Genomic DNA, 21303 nt, shown 5'->3' on the forward strand with positions numbered 1-21303 from the left:
GCCCCGACGGCACACCGCGCCACGAGACCGCACAGCACAGCCGTACCGAGAGCGTGATCCCGAGGTTACGGAAAGTACGGTTCGCGGGTGACGCCTTTGGCATTTTCCTCCGGAAAAACCACACGGCACGGCCCAGCCGACCCTCAACTCGGCTTTCTGGAAGTCCTCTTCGCAGGTCAGGCGGGAGCGGGCCACCGGTCACAACGGCCGGCGGGGGCTCGATTCCGGGCGCTCGGCCCGTTCTCGCGTAGGCGCGCTCACGCGTAGGCGCCCTCACGCGTAGGCGCGTGCTCCGCGTCGGCCGATGCGCCGCCAGACCACTCGCCGGAACCTGAGCGTCAGCACGCCTGTCACGATCGACAGAAAGATGTCGAGCAGGAGTTGGGCGAGGGTTCCGCGCGCGTCGCTCCAGGACGAGAAGGCGCAGGACACGCCGATGTCGGCGGCGGCGGGGATGGTCGTGACCGAGATGAAGACGCCGAGCAGCGCGCTCGACCTGACCTGGGTCAGCGACATGATGCCGACGACGCCGGCCAGGACCGCTCGATCGCGTCGCCGTCGGGACGGCGGACCGAGGCGGGGCGGACCACCAGGTCGAACACGAACGGATCGCCGCTCAGCAGACCGACCGCCCGGGGCGCGAGATCAGGGGTGCTCACCAGCCGGAGGTGGATCACCGCGTGCGCGATCTCCCTGCTGTGGCCGACGGCGGCCGAGACGCCTCGGCGCGTACGCGTGCACCTGTCCGGCCCCTCCCCCCGGCCCGGCCGGGCCGGCCACAGCCAGTAACCCCCGCCCGGGCGGCCCCGGCGAACCGAGCGGCACGCGCCGGACACCGCAGCCCGCCGCGAGTGCCTCGCGCGTTCGATGTGGCAGGCGTGACAGGGGTGCCCGATAGTGGAGGCAGGGGGCTCCCCACAAGTTCCGGAGCATCCATGGACCGCTATCCTCCGATCGCCGACCACGGCCTGGTGGGCGACTTGCAGACCGCCGCGCTCGTTTCGTCGCAGGGCGTCGTCGACTGGTTCGCCGCTCCCCGGTTCGACTCGCCCAGCGTCTTCGCGGCCCTGCTCGACCACGACCGCGGCGGGTACCTCCGGCTGGCCCCCGAACACCCCGAGGGCACCTGCAAGCAGCTCTATTATCCCGACACCGCGGTCCTGGTCACCCGGTTCCTCTCCCCGGACGGCGTGGGAGAGGTGCTCGACTTCATGCCCCTGAGCGAGAGCGGCACGGCCACCGACCGGCACACCCTGGTCCGTCTGGTCCGTGTGGTGAGAGGGACCGTCGAGTTCACCCTCGAATGCCGGCCGCGCTTCGACTACGGCCGGGCCGAGCACAAGCTCGAACTGCGCGACGGAGAAGCGGTGTTCCGCTCCGGCGGCATCGACGGCCACCTGCAGTGCACCTTCCCGCTGGAGCGCGACGGCCAGGACGTGCGGGGCCGGGTGACACTGAGCGCCGGCGAATCCGGCGGCGCCGTGTTCACCGTCTGCGCCCCCGGCGGCGAGGCGCCCGAGGCCGTCACGGTCGACGGACTGACCGGACACTTCACGCGAGTCGCGCAGTTCTGGCGCGAGTGGCTGCGCCAGTCCCGCTACCGGGGACGGTGGCCCGAGCTGGTCCACCGCTCGGCCATCACCCTCAAGCTCCTCACCTACGCCCCCACCGGCGCGCTGGTCGCGGCCGCCACCATGGGCCTGCCCGAACAGGTCGGCGGGGAGCGCAACTGGGACTACCGGTACACCTGGATCCGCGACGGGGCGCTGTCGGTGCGGGCCATGCTGGACCTCGGCTTCGCCGACGAGGCCATCGCCTTCGTCCACTGGCTGGTGGACCGGCTGCGCGAGCGCGAGGGCAAGGAGGAGCCGCTGCAGACGATGTACCGGATCGACGGCAACCCCGACCTGCCGGAGGAGACGCTCGACCACTTCCAGGGCTACCGCGGCTCCGCGCCCGTCCGCATCGGCAACGGCGCCGCCGACCAGCTCCAGCTGGACATCTACGGCGAGGCCCTCTACGCGGTGGCCCAGAGCAAGGAGTTGGCGCAGCAGGCCACCGCGGAGGGATGGCGCACGGTCGCCAACGTGCTGGACTGGCTCGCCGACGCCTGGGACCGGCCGGACGAGGGCATCTGGGAGACCCGCGGCGGCCGCAAGGACTTCACCTACAGCCGGGTGATGTCGTGGGTCGCCTTCGACCACGGACTGCGGCTGGCCGACATGTCCCGCAGGCCCGCGAACGTGGACCGGTGGCGGGCCGCGAGGGACACCGTCTTCGACCAGGTCATGGAACGCGGTTGGAGTGAAACGGAACGCGCCTTCGTCCAGCACTACGACGACGACGTCCTGGACGCATCGCTGCTCCTCATGCCGAGCGTCGGGTTCATCGCCCCCCTGGACAAGACCTGGCTCTCCACGCTCGACGCGATGGACCGCAAACTCGTCTCCGACAGCCTCGTCTACCGCTACGACCCGGCCGCGTCACCGGACGGACTGCGCGGCTCCGAGGGCACGTTCAGCCTGTGCACCTTCCTCTACGTCGACGCGCTGGCACGGGCCGGACGGCTGAACCAGGCCCGCTACACCTTCGAGAAGATGCAGACCTACGCCAACCATGTCGGCCTGTTCGCCGAGGAGATCGGGCCGTCCGGTGAGCAACTGGGCAATTTCCCGCAGGCGTTCACCCATCTCTCCCTCATCAAGGCCGCCATCACCCTCGACAAGGCGCTCGACGCGGTGGACGGGCGCTGACCCATGGCGACGCGAGCCCCGACGGAACAACCCCGCCTGTCCGCAGCCGAGTTCGACGTGCTGTACCGGCGACTGGCCGCCCGCGCCGACTGGGCCGGGGGTGAGCGGGGTGCTCTGGCGGCGCTCACCCCCGCCCGGGCGCCGGCCGCCGGCCGCGAGGTGTGCGCACCGGCCGGACGGTCACGACGGCCGCGCCGGTGCAGACCGAGTCCGGTCCCGACGATCCGGAGCCCGCGAAGCACCGGATGAGCGCGTGGCCGCGGCGGCACGGCGAGGACGCGAGCGGCCCCCACTTCGCCGGGGACCGCTTCGCGATGAACGTGCACGAGGACGCCGACAGCCATGTCGACGCGTTGTGCCGTCGTCCACGACGGCACACTGCACGGCGGCGTGAGCGCGGACACCGTCACCGCGGACGGCGCGGACGCGCTCTCGATCGACACGGTTCACGACGGGATCGTCGGACGCGGCGTGCTGCTGGACGTCCCCGCGGCTGCGCGGAGTGCCGTGGCTCGAACCGGGAGAGCATGTGACGGCCGACGACCTGGGCGCGGCCGAGAGCGCCCAGGGAGTCCAAGTGCGCGGCGGGGACCTGCTGTTCGTCCGGATCGGCCATCGGGGCGGGTCAGCGGATCACGAACGTCGTCATCCTGTGACCGGGGAGGGTGGCGGTGAAGCCGTTCTTCGAGACGGCGGTCGCGGCCTGGGGTGCGTCGTTCCGGCTCGCGTCGGTGAGCCAGGACGCGACACCGGCCTGGTGCCGTTGGCCATTTGGCCAGGGTGAAGCGCTGGCTGACCGCGGAGGCGCTCTTGTTGGACGACGACGGCGAGCGTGGAGTTGTCCCCGGTACGCCGAGACGTACACGTCCGGCACCGGCTTCGCCGTCGCCTCGGCCGTCCTCGCCTCAGCGGTGCCGCGATCCCGGAGGCGGAGGGACGGGAGTGGGCCAAGGGGGCAGACGCCTCGAACCGGCGCCCGGCTCACCCTGCGGCGACCGCCAGCAGTTCGGGCAGGTCGCGCATGTCGTCGAACACGACGGTGTCCGGCCCTTCGAGTCGTGAGGCCGGGGTGAGGCCGCCGCAGTATCCGAAGGCCCGCATCCCGGCGGCCCGCGCCGCCCGCACCCCGTACGCGCTGTCCTCGACGACCGCGCATCGCTCGGGGCGTACGCCGAGGGTGCGGGCGGCGTGCCGGAAGAGGTCGGGGGCGGGCTTGCCCCGACGCACGTCGGCCGCGCTGAAGACGCGGTCCTCGAAGTGGTGGAGCAGACCGGTGAGCGTCAGACTGCGCCGGATGCCGGCGTGTCCGCCGTTCGACGCCACGCACACGCCTGTGGCGAGACGTTCCAGGGCGTCTGCCACGCCGTCCACGGCGGTGAGCTCGGCCTCGATGGCCTCCTCGTACAGATGCTCGTACCGCCGCTCCCAGCCCTTCTCCAGCCGGCGGCCGAGCCGTTCCTCCACTGCCGCGGTGTACACCTCGGTGGACGATCCCACGAACCGCTCGACGATCTCCGCCTCGGTGAACGCGCACCCCAGGTCGGCCATGACCACCGCGTCGACCTTGACGCAGATCCGCTCACTGTCGACGAGCACACCGTCGCAGTCGAAGATCACCAGTTCGACGGGGCTCCGCATCATGATCGTCAAGTTAGCCGAGGGCCTGCTCGGAGGAACAGGGCTCGCCCCGACGCGGATGGTGGGCGAGCCCTGTTCGCCGGGGTCGATTCTCCGGGGTGGGGGGTGGCCGGGGCCATGGGTGCGCCCGGGGGCGGAGTGGTGAATCCCTCACACCCCGTGTGAGGGGCGCACACCCCGAGGGGCGCCGCTCTTGAGGGAGCGCGCTGTGTGAGGGAGCGCACGCGTCGTGCACCCGGCGCGCCCCGGTGCTTCCACCGGGGCGCGTGACGCGCCGCCCGGTGGGGAAGGCGCACCCTCAGCGGGCCCCGGCGGCATGCCGTGGACCCCGCTTGATCGCCCACCCGCCGTCGACGACGATACTGGCAGCCGTACGTCGTCACCCCGCCCTCCGAATGGACTCATGCTCACCTCCCCGCCCGTCCCGCCACCGACTCCCTCGACGGTGTGGCTCGCCCGCGGCCGTCACACCGGACCGACCGCGCCGGACGTCCTCCGCAAGAACCTTCAGTCCCTCAAGGACGACGGTACGGTCCTGGACTTCCATGAGCTGTCCGGGGCCGACGCCCCCGCCGGGGAGCTAGCCTTCGAGGCCCGCTGGGTGGTGCCCGGCGACGTGACCGTCCGCGCCCGGCTGACGCTCGCGGAATGGTCGGGGCGCGGGCAGGAGTGGACGCTGGTCGCGGAGGCGGAGCGGCCCTGGGACCTATGGTGGCCGTCGCCCGCAGAGATGTTCTGGCCGTGGGAGGCCGACACCCCGTGGGGCCAGGAGACGGTCACGGGCCAGCGCTACCTGGACATCAACCCGCTCCCGGACGACGACAAGGACGTCAAGCGCACACTGCGCGGCGCCCTGCGCGACACCTGGACCGTTCACGTCCTGGTGCACGAGGCCATGACCCCCGACGAGCGCGGCCGCCGCACCCTGGTGCCGCTCCTGCCGCCGGGCCTGCACCACCGCGTGGTCGAGCACCGTGCCGCGCCCCACCAGCTGCGCACCGTGAACTGGGCGCTGCGCGACGCCGGCGTGGAGCTGCCGCGCGGCGGCGCCGTGGTACTGCCGGGCTCCCCCGCCCCGGACGGCTACGACGGCGCGGAATACTCGGTGCGCAACATGTTTCTGGACGGCACCCATCCCGCCGAACTCCTCGACGCCATAGGGAGGTTCGTCGATCTGCCCCGGCCGCTGCCGGACGGCGGCGAGGCCGCGCTGACCGTGCTGCGGGAGCAGTGGCAGCTGCTGACCCTGGAGGAGGAGCTGGCGCGGGAGCGGCAGCTGGTGGCGATGTACTCCGAGGCGCTGGAGGCGATGACGCGGTCCCGGGACCTGTACCGGGAGGCCGCCGAGCACGCCCACGAGGCGCTCGCCGCCTACCGGGACGCGGCCGCGGCCGGCGAGCGCCCCCAGCCGCAGGCCAGGGCGACCGGGTCGCCGTTCCAGCAGCTGGGCCGGACGCTGGAGCGGCTCAAGGTGACGGCCATGAGCCTGCGCCCCCTGCCCGCCCCCAGGCCCACGCCCACGGGGCAGGAGGGGCTCGACGATGAGGCCGGCCCCGCGCCGGAAGCTACCTCGCAGACTCCGCGGGAGCCTTCGGAGGGGGGCGTGCAGAACGGCGTGCACGAGAGCGCGAGGGGGCATGCGCCGGAGCTCACGCCCTCGAAGGACGCCCCGGCGGAGCAGCAGGCGGCCGACCGCTAGGGCCTGTCTGACAAACCCCCGCCGCAGAGCAGGCGGGGGTTTGTCAGACAGGCCCTGGGGCCCCGGCGGGCCGCCCGGCACCGGGGTCCCGGACGGCCGGGTGCCGGCGTCCCAGCCGTTCCTCCGCCCGTCACCCACCGCGGCCACCCGTTCACCCCTCGCGCCGTTCCCGAATCCTCACCCGTCCCGGGGTGTCGGTCCGCGTCTGCTGGATACGCGGTCCCCACGGCAGTGGCAGCACGGGTCTTCCGGAAGGGGTCCGGTCATGGACAGCGAGCACGGCTCCGCGGGCGGCGGTCCCGAGGCGCCTCCCCATCCCCACCGGTCGGCCGCGACCCTGCGCGTCAACGGCAAACCGCACACCCTCACCGTCGACCACCGGCGCGTCCTGCTGGACGTGCTGCGGGAGGACCTGGAGCTCACCGGCGCCAAGAAGGGCTGCGACCACGGGCAGTGCGGCGCGTGCACGGTCCTGGTGGACGGACGGCGGGTCAACAGCTGTCTGCTGCTCGCGGTGTCCCTGGACGGCTGTGACGTCACGACCGTGGAGGGGCTGGCCGGCGACGGCGAGGGACCGCACCCGTTGCAGCGGGCGTTCATGGAGCGCGACGCCTTCCAGTGCGGGTACTGCACGCCGGGGCAGCTCTGCTCGGCGGTCGGGGCCATCGCGGAGGCGGAGGCCGGTCATCCCTCGCACGTCACGGACGCGGGCGCGCCGGCCGGGCCCGTCGCGCTGAGCCGGGACGAGATCCGTGAGCGGCTGAGCGGCAACCTCTGCCGGTGCGGGGCGTACCCCCGTATCGTCGACGCGGTCGAGGACGTGATCCGGTGAAGCCCTTCGCCTACGTACGGGCCGGCAGCCTCGCCGAGGCGGCGGACGCCTACGCCGCGCACCCGGGCGCCCGCTATCTGGGCGGCGGCACCAACCTCGTGGACCTGATGAAGCTCGGCGTGGAACAGCCGTCCGCGCTCATCGACGTCACCCGGATCCCGATGGACGAGGTGACGGTTCTGCCGGACGGTTCGGTGCGGGTCGGGGCCCTGGTCCGCAACAGCGACCTCGCCGCGCACCCCCGGATCCGCGAGAGCTACCCCGCCCTGTCGCAGGCGCTGCTCGCGGGCGCGTCGGGGCAGTTGCGCAACGCGGCGACCACAGGCGGCAATCTGCTCCAGCGCACCCGCTGCCCGTACTTCCAGGACGTCTCCAAGCCCTGCAACAAGCGTGCGCCGGGCAGCGGGTGCGGCGCCCTGGACGGTGTGCACCGCGACCACGCGGTGCTCGGGTACTCCGAGCAGTGTGTCGCCACCCATCCGTCGGACATGGCCGTGGCCTTGGCCGCGCTGGACGCGGAGGTGGAGCTGTACGGGCTCGCTGGGGTGCGCCGGGTGCACGCGGCGGAGTTCCACCGGCTGCCCGGGGACCGTCCGGAGCTGGACACCGTCATCGAGCCGGGGGAACTGGTCACCGGCGTGGTGCTGCCCGCGGCGACGGCCGGGCTGCCGTCGGCGTACCGCAAGGCCCGCGACCGGGCGTCGTACGCCTTCGCGCTGGCCTCGGTCGCCGCCGTGCTGCAGGTGCGGGACGGCGTCGTGGCGCACGCGGGGATCGCGTTCGGGGCGTTGGCGCACCGGCCCTGGCGAGCCAGGCGGGCCGAGGAGGCGCTGCTGGGCGCGGCCCCGACCCGGGCGGCGTTCGAGCACGCCGTCGACCTCGAACTGTCGGCTGCGCGGCCTCTGCGCGACAACGCGTACAAGGTGCCGCTCGCCCACAACGTCGCCGTCGACGTCCTGACACGGCTCGTGCCGCCGGGGCCGCCGGGGGACGGGCCACGAGTTCCGCACGGGGAGGAATCATGAGCGGCGAGGCGGTGGGCGCTCCCGTCGAGCGGCGGGAAGGGCGCGAGAAGGTCACCGGGGCGGCTCGCTACGCGGCCGAGTTCGCCTCCCCGGGGCGGTTGTTCGCGCGACCCGTGCCGGCGACGGTGGCGCGGGGCCGGTTGACGGACGTGGACGCCTCCGAGGCGCTGCGGCTGCCGGGCGTCGTCGACGTGCTGACCCACGAGAACGCGCCGCGTCTGGGCGAGCCGGACGATGCGACCCTCGCCGTCCTCCAGGGCCCGGAGATCCCGCACCGGGGCTGGTGTGTCGCCCTGGTGGTCGCGGAGAGCCCGGAGGCGGCCAGGGAGGGGGCCGCCGCCGTGCGCGTCTCCTGCGCGCGGGAGCCGCACGACGTCATCCTGTCGGCCTCGCATCCGCGTGCGTACGTCCCCGAGAAGGCGAACGGCGGGTATCCCGCCGTCACCGAACAGGGCGACCCGGAAGGGGCGTCGGCGGCTGCGGCCGCCCGGGTGGACGTCGGCTACCGGGTGCCGCCGCTGCACAACCATCCGATGGAGCCGCACGCCAGCACCGCGCAGTGGGACGGTGAGCGGCTGACCGTGCACACCTCCAGCCAGGGCACCACGACCGTGCGGGCGGTGCTGGCGGGGTTGTTCGGTCTGACGGAGGACCGGATCACCGTCACCGCCGAGCACGTCGGGGGCGGCTTCGGCTCCAAGGGCACGCCCCGGCCGGACGTGGTGCTGGCGGTGATGGCCGCCCTGCGCACCGGGCGTCCGGTCACGGTTTCGCTGCCCCGCCGGTTCCTGCCGTCGACGGTGGGGCACCGGGCGCCGACCGAGCACCGGCTGCGGCTGGGGGCCGACGCGGACGGCCGGCTGACCTCCCTCGTCCACGAGGTCGCCACGCACACCTCGCGGATCAAGGAGTTCGTGGAGCAGGCGGCGACGCCGGCGCGCGTCATGTACGCCTGCCCGGCCATGCGCACGCTGCACCGCGTGGTGGCCCTGGACGTGCCGACGCCGTCGTGGATGCGGGCGCCCGGGGAGGCGCCGGGCATGTACGCGCTGGAGTCGGCGATGGACGAGCTCGCCGTCGAGCTGGGCATGGACCCGGTCGAGCTGCGGGTGCGCAACGAGCCGGAGACCGAACCGGAGAGCGGACGGCCGTTCAGCAGCCGCCACCTCGTCGAGTGCCTGCGCGAGGGCGCACGCCGGTTCGGCTGGGAGGGACGCGACCCCAGGCCGGGCACGCGGACGGAGGGGGCGCTGCTGATCGGCACCGGAGTGGCCGCAGCGACCTACCCGGTGCTGGTCGGGCCGTCGACCGCTTCGGCGCGGGCGCTGCCGGACGGAGGTTTCCTCGTCGAGACGAACGCCACCGACATCGGCACGGGCGCCCGAACGGTGCTCGCGCAGATCGCCGCCGACGCCCTGGGCGTCCCGCCGGAGCGGGTCCGGATCCGGGTCGGCAGCAGCGATCTGCCGTCCGCGTCGCTGGCGGGCGGTTCCTCGGGCACCGCGTCCTGGGGCTGGCCGGTGCACGAGGCGTGCACCCGGCTCGCGGAACGCCTGGCCGCCCGCCCCGGCCGGATCCCCGAGGAGGGACTGGTCGAGCACGCGGACACGGCAGGGCGGGCGGACGCCAAGTCCCCGTACGCCCGGCACGCGTTCGGCGCGCACTTCGCCGAGACGGCCGTGGACACGGTGACCGGTGAGGTGCGGGTGCGGCGTCTGCTGGGCGTGTACGCGGCCGGGCGGATCCTCAACTCCCGTACCGCGCGCTCCCAGTTCGTCGGCGGCATGACGATGGGTCTGGGCATGGCGCTGACCGAGGGAAGCACCGTGGACGCCGCGTTCGGCGACTTCGCCGAGTCGGATCTCGCGTCGTACCACGTGCCCGCGCACGCCGACGTGCCGGACATCGAGGCGCACTGGATCGAGGAGCACGACCCGCACCTCAACCCGCTGGGCGGCAAGGGGATCGGCGAGATCGGCATCGTGGGCACGGCCGCCGCGATCGGCAACGCGGTCCACCACGCCGTCGGCGTGCGGCTGCGGGAGCTGCCGCTCACGCCGGACCGGGTGCTGGCGGCGATGAGCGCTCCGTGAGCTGAGCGAGCCCGGGGCGGCCCGGCCGTTGCTCCACCTTCATGTCGATCATCAGACATGCCCGATCATCCGACATTCCCGACGACTCGGGCGTGGCGCGCGTGTGATGTCCGCCTCACCGGCTACCGTCCGGCCCGGTCGCCGATCCGCCGTCCGGTCATCGCGATATTCCCACCGGAAAGGGGGAATTCGGGACTCGAGTAGGGGGAATTCGACAGCCGGGGGGAACCCGAGCCGGGGGAACAGCGGACACCGCGCGTCGGACCGCGCACAGGGAGGGCCCGTGGATACGACCACCACGCTCGTCGCCGTCGCGGCGCTGCTGGCGGCCGCACTGTTCGTCGCGGCCGCCTGGGTGCTGATACGCCTGGTCAGGACCCGTCGGGGCCTGCGCAGGGCGGGCCTGCCGACGGGGTCGCGCTGGGTCTTCTGGGGTGCGATCGCCTACTTCCTGCTGCCGGTCGACGCGCTGCCCGACCCGGTGTATCTCGACGACATCGGAGTCCTCCTGCTCGCCCTGCGGTCACTGCGCCGGGCCCCCGACGGCTCCCCCGACGGCACGCCGGACGGAGCCGGGGCGGTCAACTGACCGCGCCGGAAAGAATTTTGGGCTTTTTCAGGACCCATCACCCCAGCTCAGCTCCCTGTGCCGGACCCGGAATCCGTGATGATCACGGAGAGTAAGGAAACCAAGCACCCGTTCGATTCGTATAAGTCACTGAAGGTCGCACCACCAGCGGGCCCGAGTGACGTCGCACAGCGGCACCGCTTGATCGAGGCAGTACCGACGAGGGAGAAACCGATGCAACCGTTCGCGCTCAACTACGCACGCCCCGCGGCGGAGTTGGAGTTCGCAACTCCGTACGCCTATGACCCCGGACTGCAGTTGAACGTGCTCCTGGACGGCCGGATCGCCGCTCGTGACCACGCCCTGCTGAGAGAACTGGGGACGACCACCTCGACAGCGGGCTCCAAGACGCACTTCGACGACTGAGCGCGGGCCACGAACATGACCGTGCTCATCATGACCTGCGAAGAGGACGTCACGGCGGACATGGTGGTCGTCCACCTGAACGCCGCCGGTGTCCCCGTCGTACGGCTCGACCCCGCCGATCTCACGCACACCGTCGCGCTCTCCGCGGAGTACGTGCACGGAGCGTTCCGGGGCCATCTGTCGTCCGCCGGACGGCTGGTGAGTCTCGACTCGCTGCGGTCCGTGTGGGTCCGCCGGCCCGGAACGGCCGCGGCCCGGGCGCCCCAGCCGTCCGCGTGGCTCACGGAGGAGGCCTCGCAGGCGCTGTACGGGATGCTCCGCGGCAGCGGGGCGCGCTGGATGAACCATCCGGACGCGGCCCGGCGGGCCCGGCACAAGCCCTGGCAGCTGCGGCTCGCCCAGAGCAGCGGTCTGCCCGTGCCGGCGACACTGATCACGACGTTCCCGCAGGCGGCCCGGGACTTCGCGGAGCGCTACCCGGACCTGGTGGTCAAGCCGGTGTCGGGGGCGCATCCGCAGGACCCGCCCCGGGCGGTGCCCACCACGCGCGTTCCGCCCGGCGCCGACTTCGCCGCCGTCGCCTACGGACCCACGCTGCTCCAGCGCCGGGTCGCCAAGCGGGCCGACATACGGCTGACGGCGGTGGGCGACCGGCTGCTGGCCGCCCGCAAGGCCACGGACCCCGACGGCGATCCCGACGCGGTGGACGTGCGCTTCGCGCCCTCGACCGAGCCGTGGCGCCCGGTCGAGGTGCCGCCACGGCTCGCCGACTCCGTGCGGACATATCTGCGGGAGGCCGAACTGACCTACGGCGCGTTCGACTTCGCCGAGGACGCCGACGGCACATGGTGGTTCCTGGAGTGCAACCAGTCCGGCCAGTTCGGCTTCGTGGAGGTGGAGACCGGCCAGCCGATCGCCCGCACGATCGCGGAATGGCTGGCCGGCCCCGACCCGGACAACGGCTCCCGGCACGTGGACTGCTGCGGGTCGGCGGTTCCCTGAGCCGCCGTCACCGGATTCGGCGCCGATGAGCGGCCCGGCGCGACGCCGAGCCCTCACCGGATCGCCCTTGCGCGCGGGCTCAGACGGCTACGCAGAGCCCGCTGTCCTCGTCGGTCCCCCGCTTCGGCCCCGGGATCGCCGGCCCCCGCACCGCGGCGGCGAGCAGCTGGTCCGCCGCGTCGACGGCCTCACGCACGTCGGAAGTGCCCATCAGCACGCACAGCGTGTAGGTGACGTCCTCCAGTTCACGGGCCGTCTCCGGCCGCTCCTGCTCCGCCTGCGCAATCTTCAGCGACGCGAACCGGGTCAGCAGCGTCCTGACGGCCTTCGGGTCCGGAACGATCACGAGCGCCCCTCTCTCCAGATGTAGTGGGCAGCGTGTGCCCGGAAGTGAGCGAATCATGCGCACCGGAGGAACAAATCACCTTTCGGGGGCACAATTTCAGCCACTTGGCCGTGCGATGGAGCGTCAAGCGATGTTCTCTGGGGGGATCAGCAGCGGCCGTTCAGGTGCTCCGCTTCCCCCCATCCGGTCCCCGGGCCCCGTGACGGTCCCTATTCTCGACCCCGTTCAGGCGACAGACGTCGCGCGCCGCCCCGGAGAGCGGGAGAGCAGACTGGTGCACACAGCCCCCGAAGAGCCTCCGCCTCCCGGTGAACCCCCGTCGTCCGGGGACGAGTTGAACCCTGAGGGCACATCAGCCGCACCCGCGTCCCTGCGGGACCTGCTGGCGTTCGAGGACGGGAACGCGCTGCGTCTGCTGTGCGCGCCCGCGGGGGACGCCGTCGTGCACCACATCGCCGTCGGCATGGACGACCTGGCCCCCGGCCGGCCCGGGACGCTGCTGCTGGCGGTGGGCGCCGCCCCGGACGCCGCGACCGTGCGCGAGGCGGCGCTGCAGGGCGCCTGCGCCGTCGTCCTGGGCGAGCCGCCACCCGCGGCGGCGACCCTCGAAGCCGCCCGCGAGGCCGGTCTCGCCCTCCTCGTGCGCGAGGACGGGGTCGGCTGGGCCGAGGTCGCCGGGCTGCTGCGGTCGGCCCTGTCCTACGCCCGGGCCGGACTCGACGACGGGGACGCGGTGCGCGGGCCGGAGGCGATCCCCTCGCTCGCGGCGCTGGCCGCACGGGTGGCCGCGTACGTGAAGGGGTCGATCACGATCGAGGACACGCGGTTGCGCGTGCTGGCGCACTCCGCCACCGGCCCCGGCGCCGACCCCCTGCGCCGCGCGGTGATCCTGGGCGGCCGGGTGCCGGACTGGCGGGTCGCCGAGCTGCGTCGCAGCGGTCTGCTGCGGGCCCTGTGGACCGCGCGGGACGTCCTGCACCGCCCCGCCGACGGCGACACGCCCGAGCGGCTGGTGGTGGCCGTCCGCAGCGGGCGGGAGGTGCTCGGGTCGATCTGGGCCGCCGCGGACGGCGCGGCCCTCGCGCCCGACGCGGCCCGCCATCTGCGCACGGCCGCCGGTCTCGCCGCCCCGCTGCTCGTCCGGGAGCGGCTGCGCGAGAGCGGCACGGCCCACCGCCGGGAGAACGCCCTGCGCGGGCTGCTGCACGGCCTGGGGGACCGCCGTACGCACGCATGGTCGCTGGGACTGTCCCCGGACGCGCCGTGTGCGGCGGTGGCGGCCGAGCGGGAGCCGGCGCGGGCGGACGACCGCGCGCTGGAGGTGCTGGTGCTGGAGCTCGCCGCGCACCGCCCCGGCACCGGGGTGCTGCGCGACGGCGACCGGCTCGCGCTGCTGGTGACCGGTGACGCGTCGGCCTCCGATCACGAGGCCGCCGTCCTGGCCGTCGTCCGCGAACTCGACGCGGCGGTGTCGTCGTCGCCGGACTGCGCCCCCGTGTGGCTGGGCGTCGGCCCGGTGGGGCCGCCGGAGCGGGCCGCGGAGTCCTACGACCGGGCCGTGCTGGTGATGCGGGCGCTGCGGGAGCGGGAGGCGCGGGCCTCGGCGACGGGAGCGCCCCGCCCGGCCCGGTACGCGGACGCCGCCGGGGCGGGTGCGGCGGTGGAGACGCTGCGGGTCCTGGACGCGGTGCGGCCGGTCTGGGAGTCCGGCGAGGGCCCCGTGCACGAGCTGATCCGGGCCGACCTGGCCGGCGGCGGGGAGCTGGTGCGGACCCTGGCGGCGTACTTCGACACGGGGGGCGACGTGACGGCGGCGGCCGGGCGGCTCGTCGTGCACCCCAACACGCTGCGGTACCGGATCGTCCGCCTCCGCGAGCGGGACGGCGTCGATGTGGACGATCCGGACACACGGCTGCTGCTGACTCTGGCGGCGCGTCTGGCCACCGCTGCCCCGCCTCCGTGACGGCGGCGGGGCAGCCCTTTGTGCGGGTACACGAAGGTCGCCGTCGTCTTTGTGCGGCCGGCCGAAGACGCGGAGCCCGCCCCCGGGCGAACCTGGAGGTACCGCCCGGGCCCGGCGGCGCCCCGTCGCACCGAAGCGAAGGAGACCAGGACGTGTCGATCCCCACCGAGACCACCCGCAGCACCGCACCGGCCCCCGACCGCACCACCGCGGGCGGGGTGACGACCGCCGACGTCGCCGCGGCCGTCCGCCAGGCCGTGGCGGACGGGCTGCTCGGCGCCGACCGGCCGCTCGCCGGGTTCCTCGACGTGCGGGGCGTGCGGGACAGCGTCGCCGGACTGCACGAGGCGTTCGGGGACGTCCCGGACGTGCTGCACACCTTCGCCGCCAAGGCCTGCGCCCTGGTGCCGGTGCTGCGGCTGCTCGCCGAGGCGGGCATGGGCTGCGAGGTGGCCAGCCCCGGCGAGCTGCGGCTGGCGCTGGACGCGGGGTTCCCGCCGGCGCGGATCGTGCTGGACTCACCGGCCAAGACCCGGGCGGAGATCCACGAGGCGCTGTCCCTGGGCGTCGCCCTCAACGCCGACAGCCTGGCCGAACTCGAACGCGTCGACGAGCTGCGCCCGACCGGCTCCTCCTCCGTCATCGGGCTGCGGGTCAATCCGCAGGTGGGTGCGGGGGCCATCGGGGCGATGAGCACGGCGACCGCCCACTCCAAGTTCGGGGTCGCCCTGCGCGATCCGGGGGCCCGCGAGCGGGTCGTCGAGGCGTTCGCGCGGCGGCCGTGGCTGACCCGGCTGCACGCGCACGTAGGCTCACAGGGCTGCCCGCTTCCCCTGATCGGCAGGGGGCTCGCCGCGCTGCACCGCCTCGCCGAGGAGATCGACGCCCGGGCCGGCCGCCGGCAGATCACCAGCCTCGACCTGGGCGGCGGGCTGCCGGTCAACTTCGAGGACGACTGCGTCACCCCGACCTACGCGGCGTACGTCGCCACGCTCACGGCCGCCGAGCCGGCCCTGCTGGACGGCCGCTACCGGCTGGTGACGGAGTTCGGCCGCTCCCTGCTCGCGAAGAACGGCTTCCTCGCGGCCCGCGTCGAGTACGTCAAGGAGGCGGGTGGTCGCCGCGTCGCCGTCACCCACGCCGGCGCGCAGGTCGCCACCCGCACGGTCTTCATGCCGCAGGACTGGCCGGTGCGGGTGAGCGCGTACGGCCCCGACGGCACGCCGAAGGAGGGGCCGGCGCTGCCGCACGACGTCGCCGGGCCACTCTGCTTCGCCGGGGACGTCGTGGCGCACGAGCGCCCGCTGCCCGAGCTCGCCGAGGGCGACTGGGTCGTCCTGCACGACACCGGCGCCTACTACTTCTCGGCGCCGTGGGCGTACAACAGCCTGCCGCGGCCCGGTGTGTACGGCTGTCTGCGGCGGGAGGACCGCGTCGAGTTCGCCACCGTGCGGACGCCGCAGACGGTGCGGGAGATCTCCGCGGAGAGCGGGCTGGCCCACGGGGACGCCCTGGTGAACGGCTTCGGCTGACGAAGTCGCCCCCGCGCAGGCATCAGCGGGCCGATCCGAGGCACCCGGTCTGCGTCGTCTGACGAGGAGAGAGTTCCGTGCTGTGGGTCGCCGTACTGCTGCTGCCGCTGCTGTCCGTACTGATCGCGGTCATGGACCGCGTGGAGGATCATCTCTACTCCCCCGCCCCCGCCTCCGCCCCCGACCGGGCCAAGCGCCGGCACGCCGCGCGCAAGCGACATCTGCGCCTGGTCCGGGGCGGGGCCGAGGGCGGCGAACCGGCCGTCGACGGGCCGGCGGAGGACGTCCGGGCGAAGCCGCGGGCGGCCTGAGGGGCCCTTGCACTGTGAGCGTCCGACCCGGACGGGCAGGGTGCAGCGGCCCCTGAGGGGCCGCCCCACCGATCCGGACGCCCCCCGGGGGTGTCCCGCGGCGCAGGCCGTGTGCGAGGCTCGCACACGGCCTGCGCCGTTTTTCTCACGCCGCCGGCCGTGATGTCGACCGGCAGCAGGGAGAGTCAGCGGGATGCGCATCGGTCTGCTCGGCACCGGCCCCTGGGCGCACATGGTGCACGCCCCCGTCCTGGCCGCGCACGAGGGCCTGGACTTCGCCGGCGTGTGGGGCCGCCGCCCCGAGGCGGCGAAGGAACTGGCCGACGCGCACGGCGTCCGCGCCTACGACGACGTCGACGCGCTGCTCCCGGAGGTGGACGCGGTGGCGGTGGCGCTGCCGCCGGACGTGCAGGCGGAGCTGGCCGTGCGGGCCGCCGGGGCCGGGTGTCATCTGCTGCTCGACAAGCCCGTCGCCACGACGGTGGCGGGCGCGCGGGCGGTGGAGCGGGCCGTACGGGAAGCGGGGGTCGCCTCGGTGGTCTTCTTCACCACCCGGTTCCTGCCCGAGCCGGAAGCCTGGATCGCCGAACAGGCCGCCGCCGAAGGGTGGTTCACGGGGCGTGCGCAGTGGCTGGGCGCAGTGTTCTCGGCCGGTGGCCACCCGTTCGCGACGCCGTGGCGCCGGGAGAAGGGCGCACTGTGGGACGTGGGGCCGCACGCGCTGTCGGTGCTGCTGCCCGTCCTGGGCGAGGTGCGTCGGGTGGCGGCCGCGGTGCGGGGTCCCGGCGACACCGTGCAGGTGGTCCTGGACCACGCCGGGGGCGCCTCCAGCACCATGACGCTGAGTCTGACGGCTCCGCCCGAGGCGTCGGGCACGGCCGTCGAGGTCCGGGGCGCGGCGGGGGTGGCTCGGCTCCCGGAGAGCGAGGCGGGCGCGGCGGTGGCACTCGGCCGGGCCGCGGACGCGCTGTGCGCGACGGCCGGTGGGGGGCGTCCGCACGCCTGTGACGCGGCGTTCGGCCTGCGGGTCACCGAGGTGCTCGCCGAGGCCGAGGCCTTGCTGGGCGGCGGCGCGGGCTGAGCGGGGGCCGGCCGTGAACCGGCCGTGGCCGGACACACGGAGACGCCGGCGGATCCGCCGGCGTCCTGCCGAACCGGCGTGCCGACCGGGTGTGCCACTGGGGCGGCCCGGTCGGGCACGTCGTCACTTCGAAGGGACCGTCAGGCGTGCCGGTGCGAGCGCCGGTTGCCGGTCACGGCCCGGTAGAGGACCAGCAGGATGAGCGATCCGACGATCGCGGCGATCCAGGTGGACAGGTCGAAGAACCCGTCGATCGAATCCACCCCGAAGATCACCTTGCCCAGCCAGCCGCCGAGCAGACCGCCGACGATGCCGATGAGCATGGTGACGATGATGCCACCCGGGTCCTTCCCGGGCAGCAGCAGCTTGGCGATGGCACCGGCGAGCAGGCCAATCAGGATCCAGGCGATGACGCCCACGGTTCCTCCCGTGTCCGTGCGAATACTTGTATGCCTTCCGGATGCACCAGCACGCCGTCTCCAAACCTGTCAATGCCCCAGGAGTGTGATCTGCACGGTCTCCGGATGCAGGGTGCGCTCCCGCGATGAATGGTGTTAGTGGGCCCGCCGCGCCTCCGGCGGCCGCACGGGCCCGAAGCAGCCCTCCGGACCGAGGAGCACACCATGTCGACCTCACAGCCCGGCGCCTCCGGGCCGTCCTCCGACCGCGTCACCCCCGACGCCCTGCTCCACACCCGCACCGGCACCGATGTGTCGCCGGAGGACATGGTCCTCGCCGCGGGCCGGGACCTCACCCCGCGCAACCTGGAGTGGGCGCGGCGCAAGCTCGACGAGGAGGGCCCGAACGCGATCGAGAAGCTGCTGCCCTGACCCGGTGCCCCTGGGAGGTGCGGGCAGCGCGACGGCCCCGTCGCCTGCCCCGGAGGAGCAGGTGACGGGGCCGCCCAGGCGACTCCCCTACGGGGCTCAGGGCAGGTCGCGGTCTTCGACGACGTGGACGGCCGCCTCCTCCGCGCCCGCGGCGCCGCCGTCGATGCCGACGTCCGTGGCGGTCTCCTCCTTGGTGGCGTCCGGGTGTGCGCCCTCGTCCGGGGCGACCAGCCGGCCGGCGCGGGCGTCGCCCACCTCGGGGTCGACCGGCTCGCCCTCGCCCCGGGGAAGGTCGCCGACGCCGTCGCCCACGGGCGCCTCGACGTCGGGGACCTCCTGGGCGAGGCGCTGGTCCAGCGTCTCGCCCTCGTGCTGCTCGGCCGCCGTGGTGCCGTACTTGGTGACGCCGAGCGGCTTCTCCGGCGGGGAGTAGCCCTCGTCCAGCATGTCGTCGTAGGTGCGTTCGTCGACCGCGTCCTGAAGGTCGAGCGGCGCGGCGTCCGCCTGCTCCTCGTTGGTGCCGGTGGGCTGGTAGGCGTCGTCGGCCGTGGTCGCGGCGTTCGCGGGGTTCTCGGGCTCCGTGGCCATGGTGCCTCCCTGGGCTGCTGCGACGGTTGCGTCGCCTGTCGTGGTCCTCGTTGTGCCGTTCGGGTATCCCCGCCACCTGTGCTCCAACCCCGTCGGCCGGGCCCGGCCGCCGCCGGAGTCCGGGCCCGGCGCCGGGAGAGAATCGGGGCATGCCCCTTCCTGAGGAGCCTCGCCGTGTCGCCCTTCTCGGGGGGCGGCTTCTCCACCGACTCCGACGGCGTGCTCGACGACTGGGTGCTGGGCCTCGCCCGCCGGCCGCGACCGAAGGTGTGCTTCGTGCCGACGGCGAGCGGCGACGCCGAGGGATACGCCGAGCGGTTCCTCGCCGCGTTCGCCGGGCGGGACTGCGAACCGTCCGTCCTGCGGCTGTTCCGGCGGGAGGCGGACGATGCGTCGCTGCGCGCCCACCTGCTGGAGCAGGACGTCGTGTATGTGGGCGGGGGCAACACTGCGAACCTGCTCGCGGTGTGGCGCGTCCACGGGGTGGACCGGCTGCTGGCGGAGGCGTACGAGCGCGGGACGCTGCTGTGCGGCATCAGCGCGGGCGCCAACTGCTGGGCGCGCGGCTCGCCCACCGACTCCTTCGGTCCGCTGACCTTCCTGCCGGACGGGCTGGGTCTGCTGCCGGGTTCGGTGTGCCCGCACTACGACAGCGAGCCGGGCCGCCGGCCCTCCTGCCTCCGGGCGGTGGCGAGCGGCGCGCTGCCCGCGGGGTGGGCGCTGGACGACGGGGCGGGCGCCCTGTTCACGGACGGTGTGGTGACCCGGACCGTCGCCCGGGCACCGGGGACGCACCTGTACCGGGTGGAGCCCGACGGGCGGGGCGGTGTCGCCGAGACGGTCGTGGGCCCGTGAGGCACACCGGCCGAGCGCGGCGCGAGTCGGCTCATCCCTGGCCGTCCCCGGCGGGTCGTGGGGCGAGGTGCAGGTCCAGGCCCGCCGAGGGGTGGCGGGTCCAGGTCCGGGCGTAGCGGGGCGGTGGGCCGCCCGGCGGGGAGAGGGCGGCGGTGGGGACGCGGCGGGCGGTGCCGAGGATGCCCGCCTCGGTGGTGTTGGCGTTGTTGCCGCTGGTGGCGGCCGAGGAGCAGCCGGCGTAGAAGGCGACGGGGATGGCCTCGGTCCCGGTGAGCAGACAGGGCGGCCGTACGCCCAGCCGGCGCAGGTCGGCCGCGGTGCGCGCCCAGTCGAGGCGGTCGGCGGCGGTGCGGTCCACCAGGCGGTCCAGGACGACGTACTGCACCGCCAGATGGCCGGTCAGCAGCAGGGCGGTCACGACGGCGGCGGCCGGGCGCCATCGGCCGTCGGGCCGGGTGACCAGGTGGAACAGGGCGTCGGCGACCGGGATGGCGAGCAGCGCGTAGACGGGTTGGAGGAAGCGGGGCGCCGCGTAGCCGATGAGGAACAGGTACGGCAGGGCGGCGGTCGTGGCGCAGACGAGGAGGAGCAGCGTGGGCGCCGTCCGCCCGGCCCGCACCGCGACGGCGAGGCCGGCGGCGGCGAGCAGCGGCAGCAGGACCCACCAGGCGGTGACGACCGGGTTGGGCAGCGGCCCGGTGCACGGGCGGCACAGGGCCCGGCCGATCAGGGCGCGCATCTGGTCGTCGACGGCGAGGTTCCGGCCGAGCCCGCCCTGGATGCGGGAGCCCTCGGCGAGCCGCCGCAGGGGGCCTCCGTGGCTCGTGTACGCCTCGATCAGCCACTGGACGACGCCGGTCGCCAGGCCCCCGGCGAGGAAGAGGGCGGCGCGGACATGGCGGCCCGCCAGCGCGAGGGCGAGCAGCGGCGGCGCGATCCAGACGGCGTCGGTGGGCCGCATCCACGCCATGAGCGCCGCGCCCGCGGCCACGCCCCACAGGGCGGACCGGTCACGGTGGTCGGCGCGGACCCGCAGCAGACAGCCGGCGCAGGCGAGGGCCCCGAGGGCGACCCACTGGTTGGGCATGGCCGCCGGGCCGTAGAACAGGGTCACCCACAGGGTGGCGAAGAGGGCGCCGGCGAGGGCCAGGACGCGGGCCGGGAACAGTCCGCGCCAGACGCGCAGGGCGAGGTACAGGCCGAGGCCGGACAGCAGCGCGAGGTAGACGCGCAGCAGTGTCGTGGAGGTGGACCAGGAGGCGACCGGCGCCACCAGCAGGGTGACGCCCCGGGCGCGGGGCGCGCTGAAGAAGGCGGGCGGGGCCTGGGCGGAGACCTGGCTGACGTACACGGTCTCGTCCCAGCCGAGGCCCAGACCGAAACCGGGGCCGAGGGTTCCCACGCCGGGGACGACGAGGATGAGTTGGGCGAGGGTGAAGGCGGCGGCCACGGCGGCGAGCGGGCGGACGCCGCGCGTCCGGCGGGAGCCGGGCTGGTTCGCCGGTGCGCCGCGCTGCCGACCGATCGGCAGGGCGTTCGTGCCGTGGGCCATCTGCACCCCTCGTTCCGGACGCGGGAGAGCCGGGCAGTCCCGGATCCGCCGCGCGGGGAATCCCGGGGTCGCGGAACGGAAGAACAGCGCGAACCGCGAGAAACACGATCAAAATAACCCGGTTCGGGCAGTCGCGCAGGACGGAGATCAGCCGGGTGCCGCACGCCCGGCGCCCCGCCGGCGACGGGCGGGGCACCGGGCGGGGCCGG

20 protein-coding genes and 1 pseudogene are annotated in these 21303 nt (G+C 74.2%); 14 read left to right on the plus strand and 7 right to left on the minus strand.

What is annotated here, in order from left to right; all coding sequences use genetic code 11:
• Positions 1–273: 273 nt before the first annotated feature.
• Positions 274–543: pseudogene (locus ACIOC0_RS30050) on the minus strand (DUF389 domain-containing protein); the annotation flags it as partial.
• Positions 507–677, minus strand: coding sequence for a hypothetical protein (locus tag ACIOC0_RS30055; protein WP_402158883.1), 171 nt, complete (start codon positions 675–677; stop codon positions 507–509). The pseudogene ACIOC0_RS30050 and the gene ACIOC0_RS30055, both read right to left, overlap by 37 nt.
• A gap of 258 nt (positions 678–935) precedes the next feature.
• On the opposite strand from ACIOC0_RS30055, the gene ACIOC0_RS30060 reads away from it, so the two are divergent.
• Positions 936–2753, plus strand: coding sequence for a glycoside hydrolase family 15 protein (locus ACIOC0_RS30060; protein ID WP_402158884.1), 1818 nt, complete (start codon positions 936–938; stop codon positions 2751–2753).
• 981 nt (positions 2754–3734) lie between these two features.
• Here the strand turns inward: ACIOC0_RS30060 and ACIOC0_RS30065 are convergent.
• On the minus strand, positions 3735–4394 hold the full coding sequence (locus ACIOC0_RS30065) for an HAD family hydrolase (RefSeq protein WP_402158885.1): 660 nt from the start codon (positions 4392–4394) through the stop codon (positions 3735–3737).
• Positions 4395–4794: 400 nt separating this feature from the next.
• Between ACIOC0_RS30065 and ACIOC0_RS30070 the strand changes: the two genes are divergently transcribed.
• From ACIOC0_RS30070 to tgmB, 7 genes are all read left to right on the plus strand, one after another.
• A complete protein-coding gene (locus ACIOC0_RS30070; protein WP_402158886.1) occupies positions 4795–6090 on the plus strand; it encodes a hypothetical protein in 1296 nt (431 codons plus the stop codon).
• Between the two features lie 265 nt (positions 6091–6355).
• Positions 6356–6922: a (2Fe-2S)-binding protein gene (locus ACIOC0_RS30075; RefSeq protein ID WP_402158887.1), complete on the plus strand. Its 567-nt coding sequence runs from the start codon at positions 6356–6358 to the stop codon at positions 6920–6922.
• On the plus strand, positions 6919–7947 hold the full coding sequence (locus tag ACIOC0_RS30080) for an FAD binding domain-containing protein (RefSeq protein ID WP_402158888.1): 1029 nt from the start codon (positions 6919–6921) through the stop codon (positions 7945–7947). The genes ACIOC0_RS30075 and ACIOC0_RS30080 overlap by 4 nt, the downstream gene beginning before the upstream one ends.
• Positions 7944–10040, plus strand: coding sequence for a xanthine dehydrogenase family protein molybdopterin-binding subunit (locus ACIOC0_RS30085; RefSeq protein WP_402158889.1), 2097 nt, complete (start codon positions 7944–7946; stop codon positions 10038–10040). Before ACIOC0_RS30080 ends, ACIOC0_RS30085 begins: the two co-directional genes overlap by 4 nt.
• Positions 10041–10323: 283 nt before the next feature.
• Positions 10324–10629, plus strand: a complete 306-nt coding sequence (locus tag ACIOC0_RS30090) for a DUF1232 domain-containing protein (protein ID WP_402158890.1) — start codon at positions 10324–10326, stop codon at positions 10627–10629.
• A 213-nt stretch (positions 10630–10842) separates the two neighbouring features.
• A complete protein-coding gene (tgmA, locus tag ACIOC0_RS30095; protein WP_352251714.1) occupies positions 10843–11034 on the plus strand; it encodes a putative ATP-grasp-modified RiPP in 192 nt (63 codons plus the stop codon).
• A gap of 15 nt (positions 11035–11049) precedes the next feature.
• The gene (tgmB, locus tag ACIOC0_RS30100) at positions 11050–12036 is read left to right on the plus strand and encodes an ATP-grasp ribosomal peptide maturase (protein WP_402158891.1); all 987 of its coding nucleotides are present in this window, start codon (positions 11050–11052) and stop codon (positions 12034–12036) included.
• 79 nt (positions 12037–12115) lie between these two features.
• On the opposite strand, the gene ACIOC0_RS30105 is transcribed toward tgmB, so the two are convergent.
• Complete coding sequence (locus ACIOC0_RS30105; RefSeq protein WP_402158892.1) at positions 12116–12382, minus strand: DUF5133 domain-containing protein; 267 nt, start codon at positions 12380–12382, stop codon at positions 12116–12118.
• A 274-nt stretch (positions 12383–12656) separates the two neighbouring features.
• Here ACIOC0_RS30105 and ACIOC0_RS30110 point away from each other — a divergent pair, with 274 nt between their 5' ends.
• The 4 genes from ACIOC0_RS30110 (at position 12657) to ACIOC0_RS30125 (ending at position 17269) form a co-directional block, all read left to right on the plus strand.
• On the plus strand, positions 12657–14345 hold the full coding sequence (locus ACIOC0_RS30110; protein WP_402158893.1) for a PucR family transcriptional regulator: 1689 nt from the start codon (positions 12657–12659) through the stop codon (positions 14343–14345).
• Positions 14346–14497: 152 nt separating this feature from the next.
• Positions 14498–15877, plus strand: a complete 1380-nt coding sequence (locus ACIOC0_RS30115) for a diaminopimelate decarboxylase (protein WP_402158894.1) — start codon at positions 14498–14500, stop codon at positions 15875–15877.
• A gap of 77 nt (positions 15878–15954) precedes the next feature.
• Positions 15955–16188, plus strand: a complete 234-nt coding sequence (locus ACIOC0_RS30120; RefSeq protein WP_402158895.1) for a hypothetical protein — start codon at positions 15955–15957, stop codon at positions 16186–16188.
• Between the two features lie 193 nt (positions 16189–16381).
• Positions 16382–17269, plus strand: a complete 888-nt coding sequence (locus ACIOC0_RS30125) for a Gfo/Idh/MocA family protein (protein ID WP_402158896.1) — start codon at positions 16382–16384, stop codon at positions 17267–17269.
• Positions 17270–17409: 140 nt separating this feature from the next.
• On the opposite strand, the gene ACIOC0_RS30130 is transcribed toward ACIOC0_RS30125, so the two are convergent.
• On the minus strand, positions 17410–17688 hold the full coding sequence (locus ACIOC0_RS30130; protein ID WP_351098613.1) for a GlsB/YeaQ/YmgE family stress response membrane protein: 279 nt from the start codon (positions 17686–17688) through the stop codon (positions 17410–17412).
• Positions 17689–17892: 204 nt separating this feature from the next.
• Between ACIOC0_RS30130 and ACIOC0_RS30135 the strand changes: the two genes are divergently transcribed.
• On the plus strand, positions 17893–18099 hold the full coding sequence (locus ACIOC0_RS30135) for a hypothetical protein (RefSeq protein WP_352251702.1): 207 nt from the start codon (positions 17893–17895) through the stop codon (positions 18097–18099).
• A 96-nt stretch (positions 18100–18195) separates the two neighbouring features.
• On the opposite strand, the gene ACIOC0_RS30140 is transcribed toward ACIOC0_RS30135, so the two are convergent.
• Entirely contained in the window at positions 18196–18687 is a 492-nt protein-coding gene (locus ACIOC0_RS30140; RefSeq protein WP_402158897.1) for a DUF5709 domain-containing protein, read from the minus strand.
• Positions 18688–18861: 174 nt separating this feature from the next.
• Between ACIOC0_RS30140 and ACIOC0_RS30145 the strand changes: the two genes are divergently transcribed.
• A complete protein-coding gene (locus ACIOC0_RS30145) occupies positions 18862–19542 on the plus strand; it encodes a Type 1 glutamine amidotransferase-like domain-containing protein (protein ID WP_402158898.1) in 681 nt (226 codons plus the stop codon).
• Positions 19543–19573: 31 nt separating this feature from the next.
• Here ACIOC0_RS30145 and ACIOC0_RS30150 read toward each other — a convergent pair whose 3' ends face one another.
• On the minus strand, positions 19574–21094 hold the full coding sequence (locus ACIOC0_RS30150; protein ID WP_402158899.1) for a hypothetical protein: 1521 nt from the start codon (positions 21092–21094) through the stop codon (positions 19574–19576).
• Positions 21095–21303 lie beyond the last annotated feature (209 nt).

Origin of the sequence: Streptomyces sp. NPDC088254 (assembly GCF_044740925.1) — a bacterium.
Classification (GTDB): Bacteria; Actinomycetota; Actinomycetes; order Streptomycetales; family Streptomycetaceae; genus Streptomyces.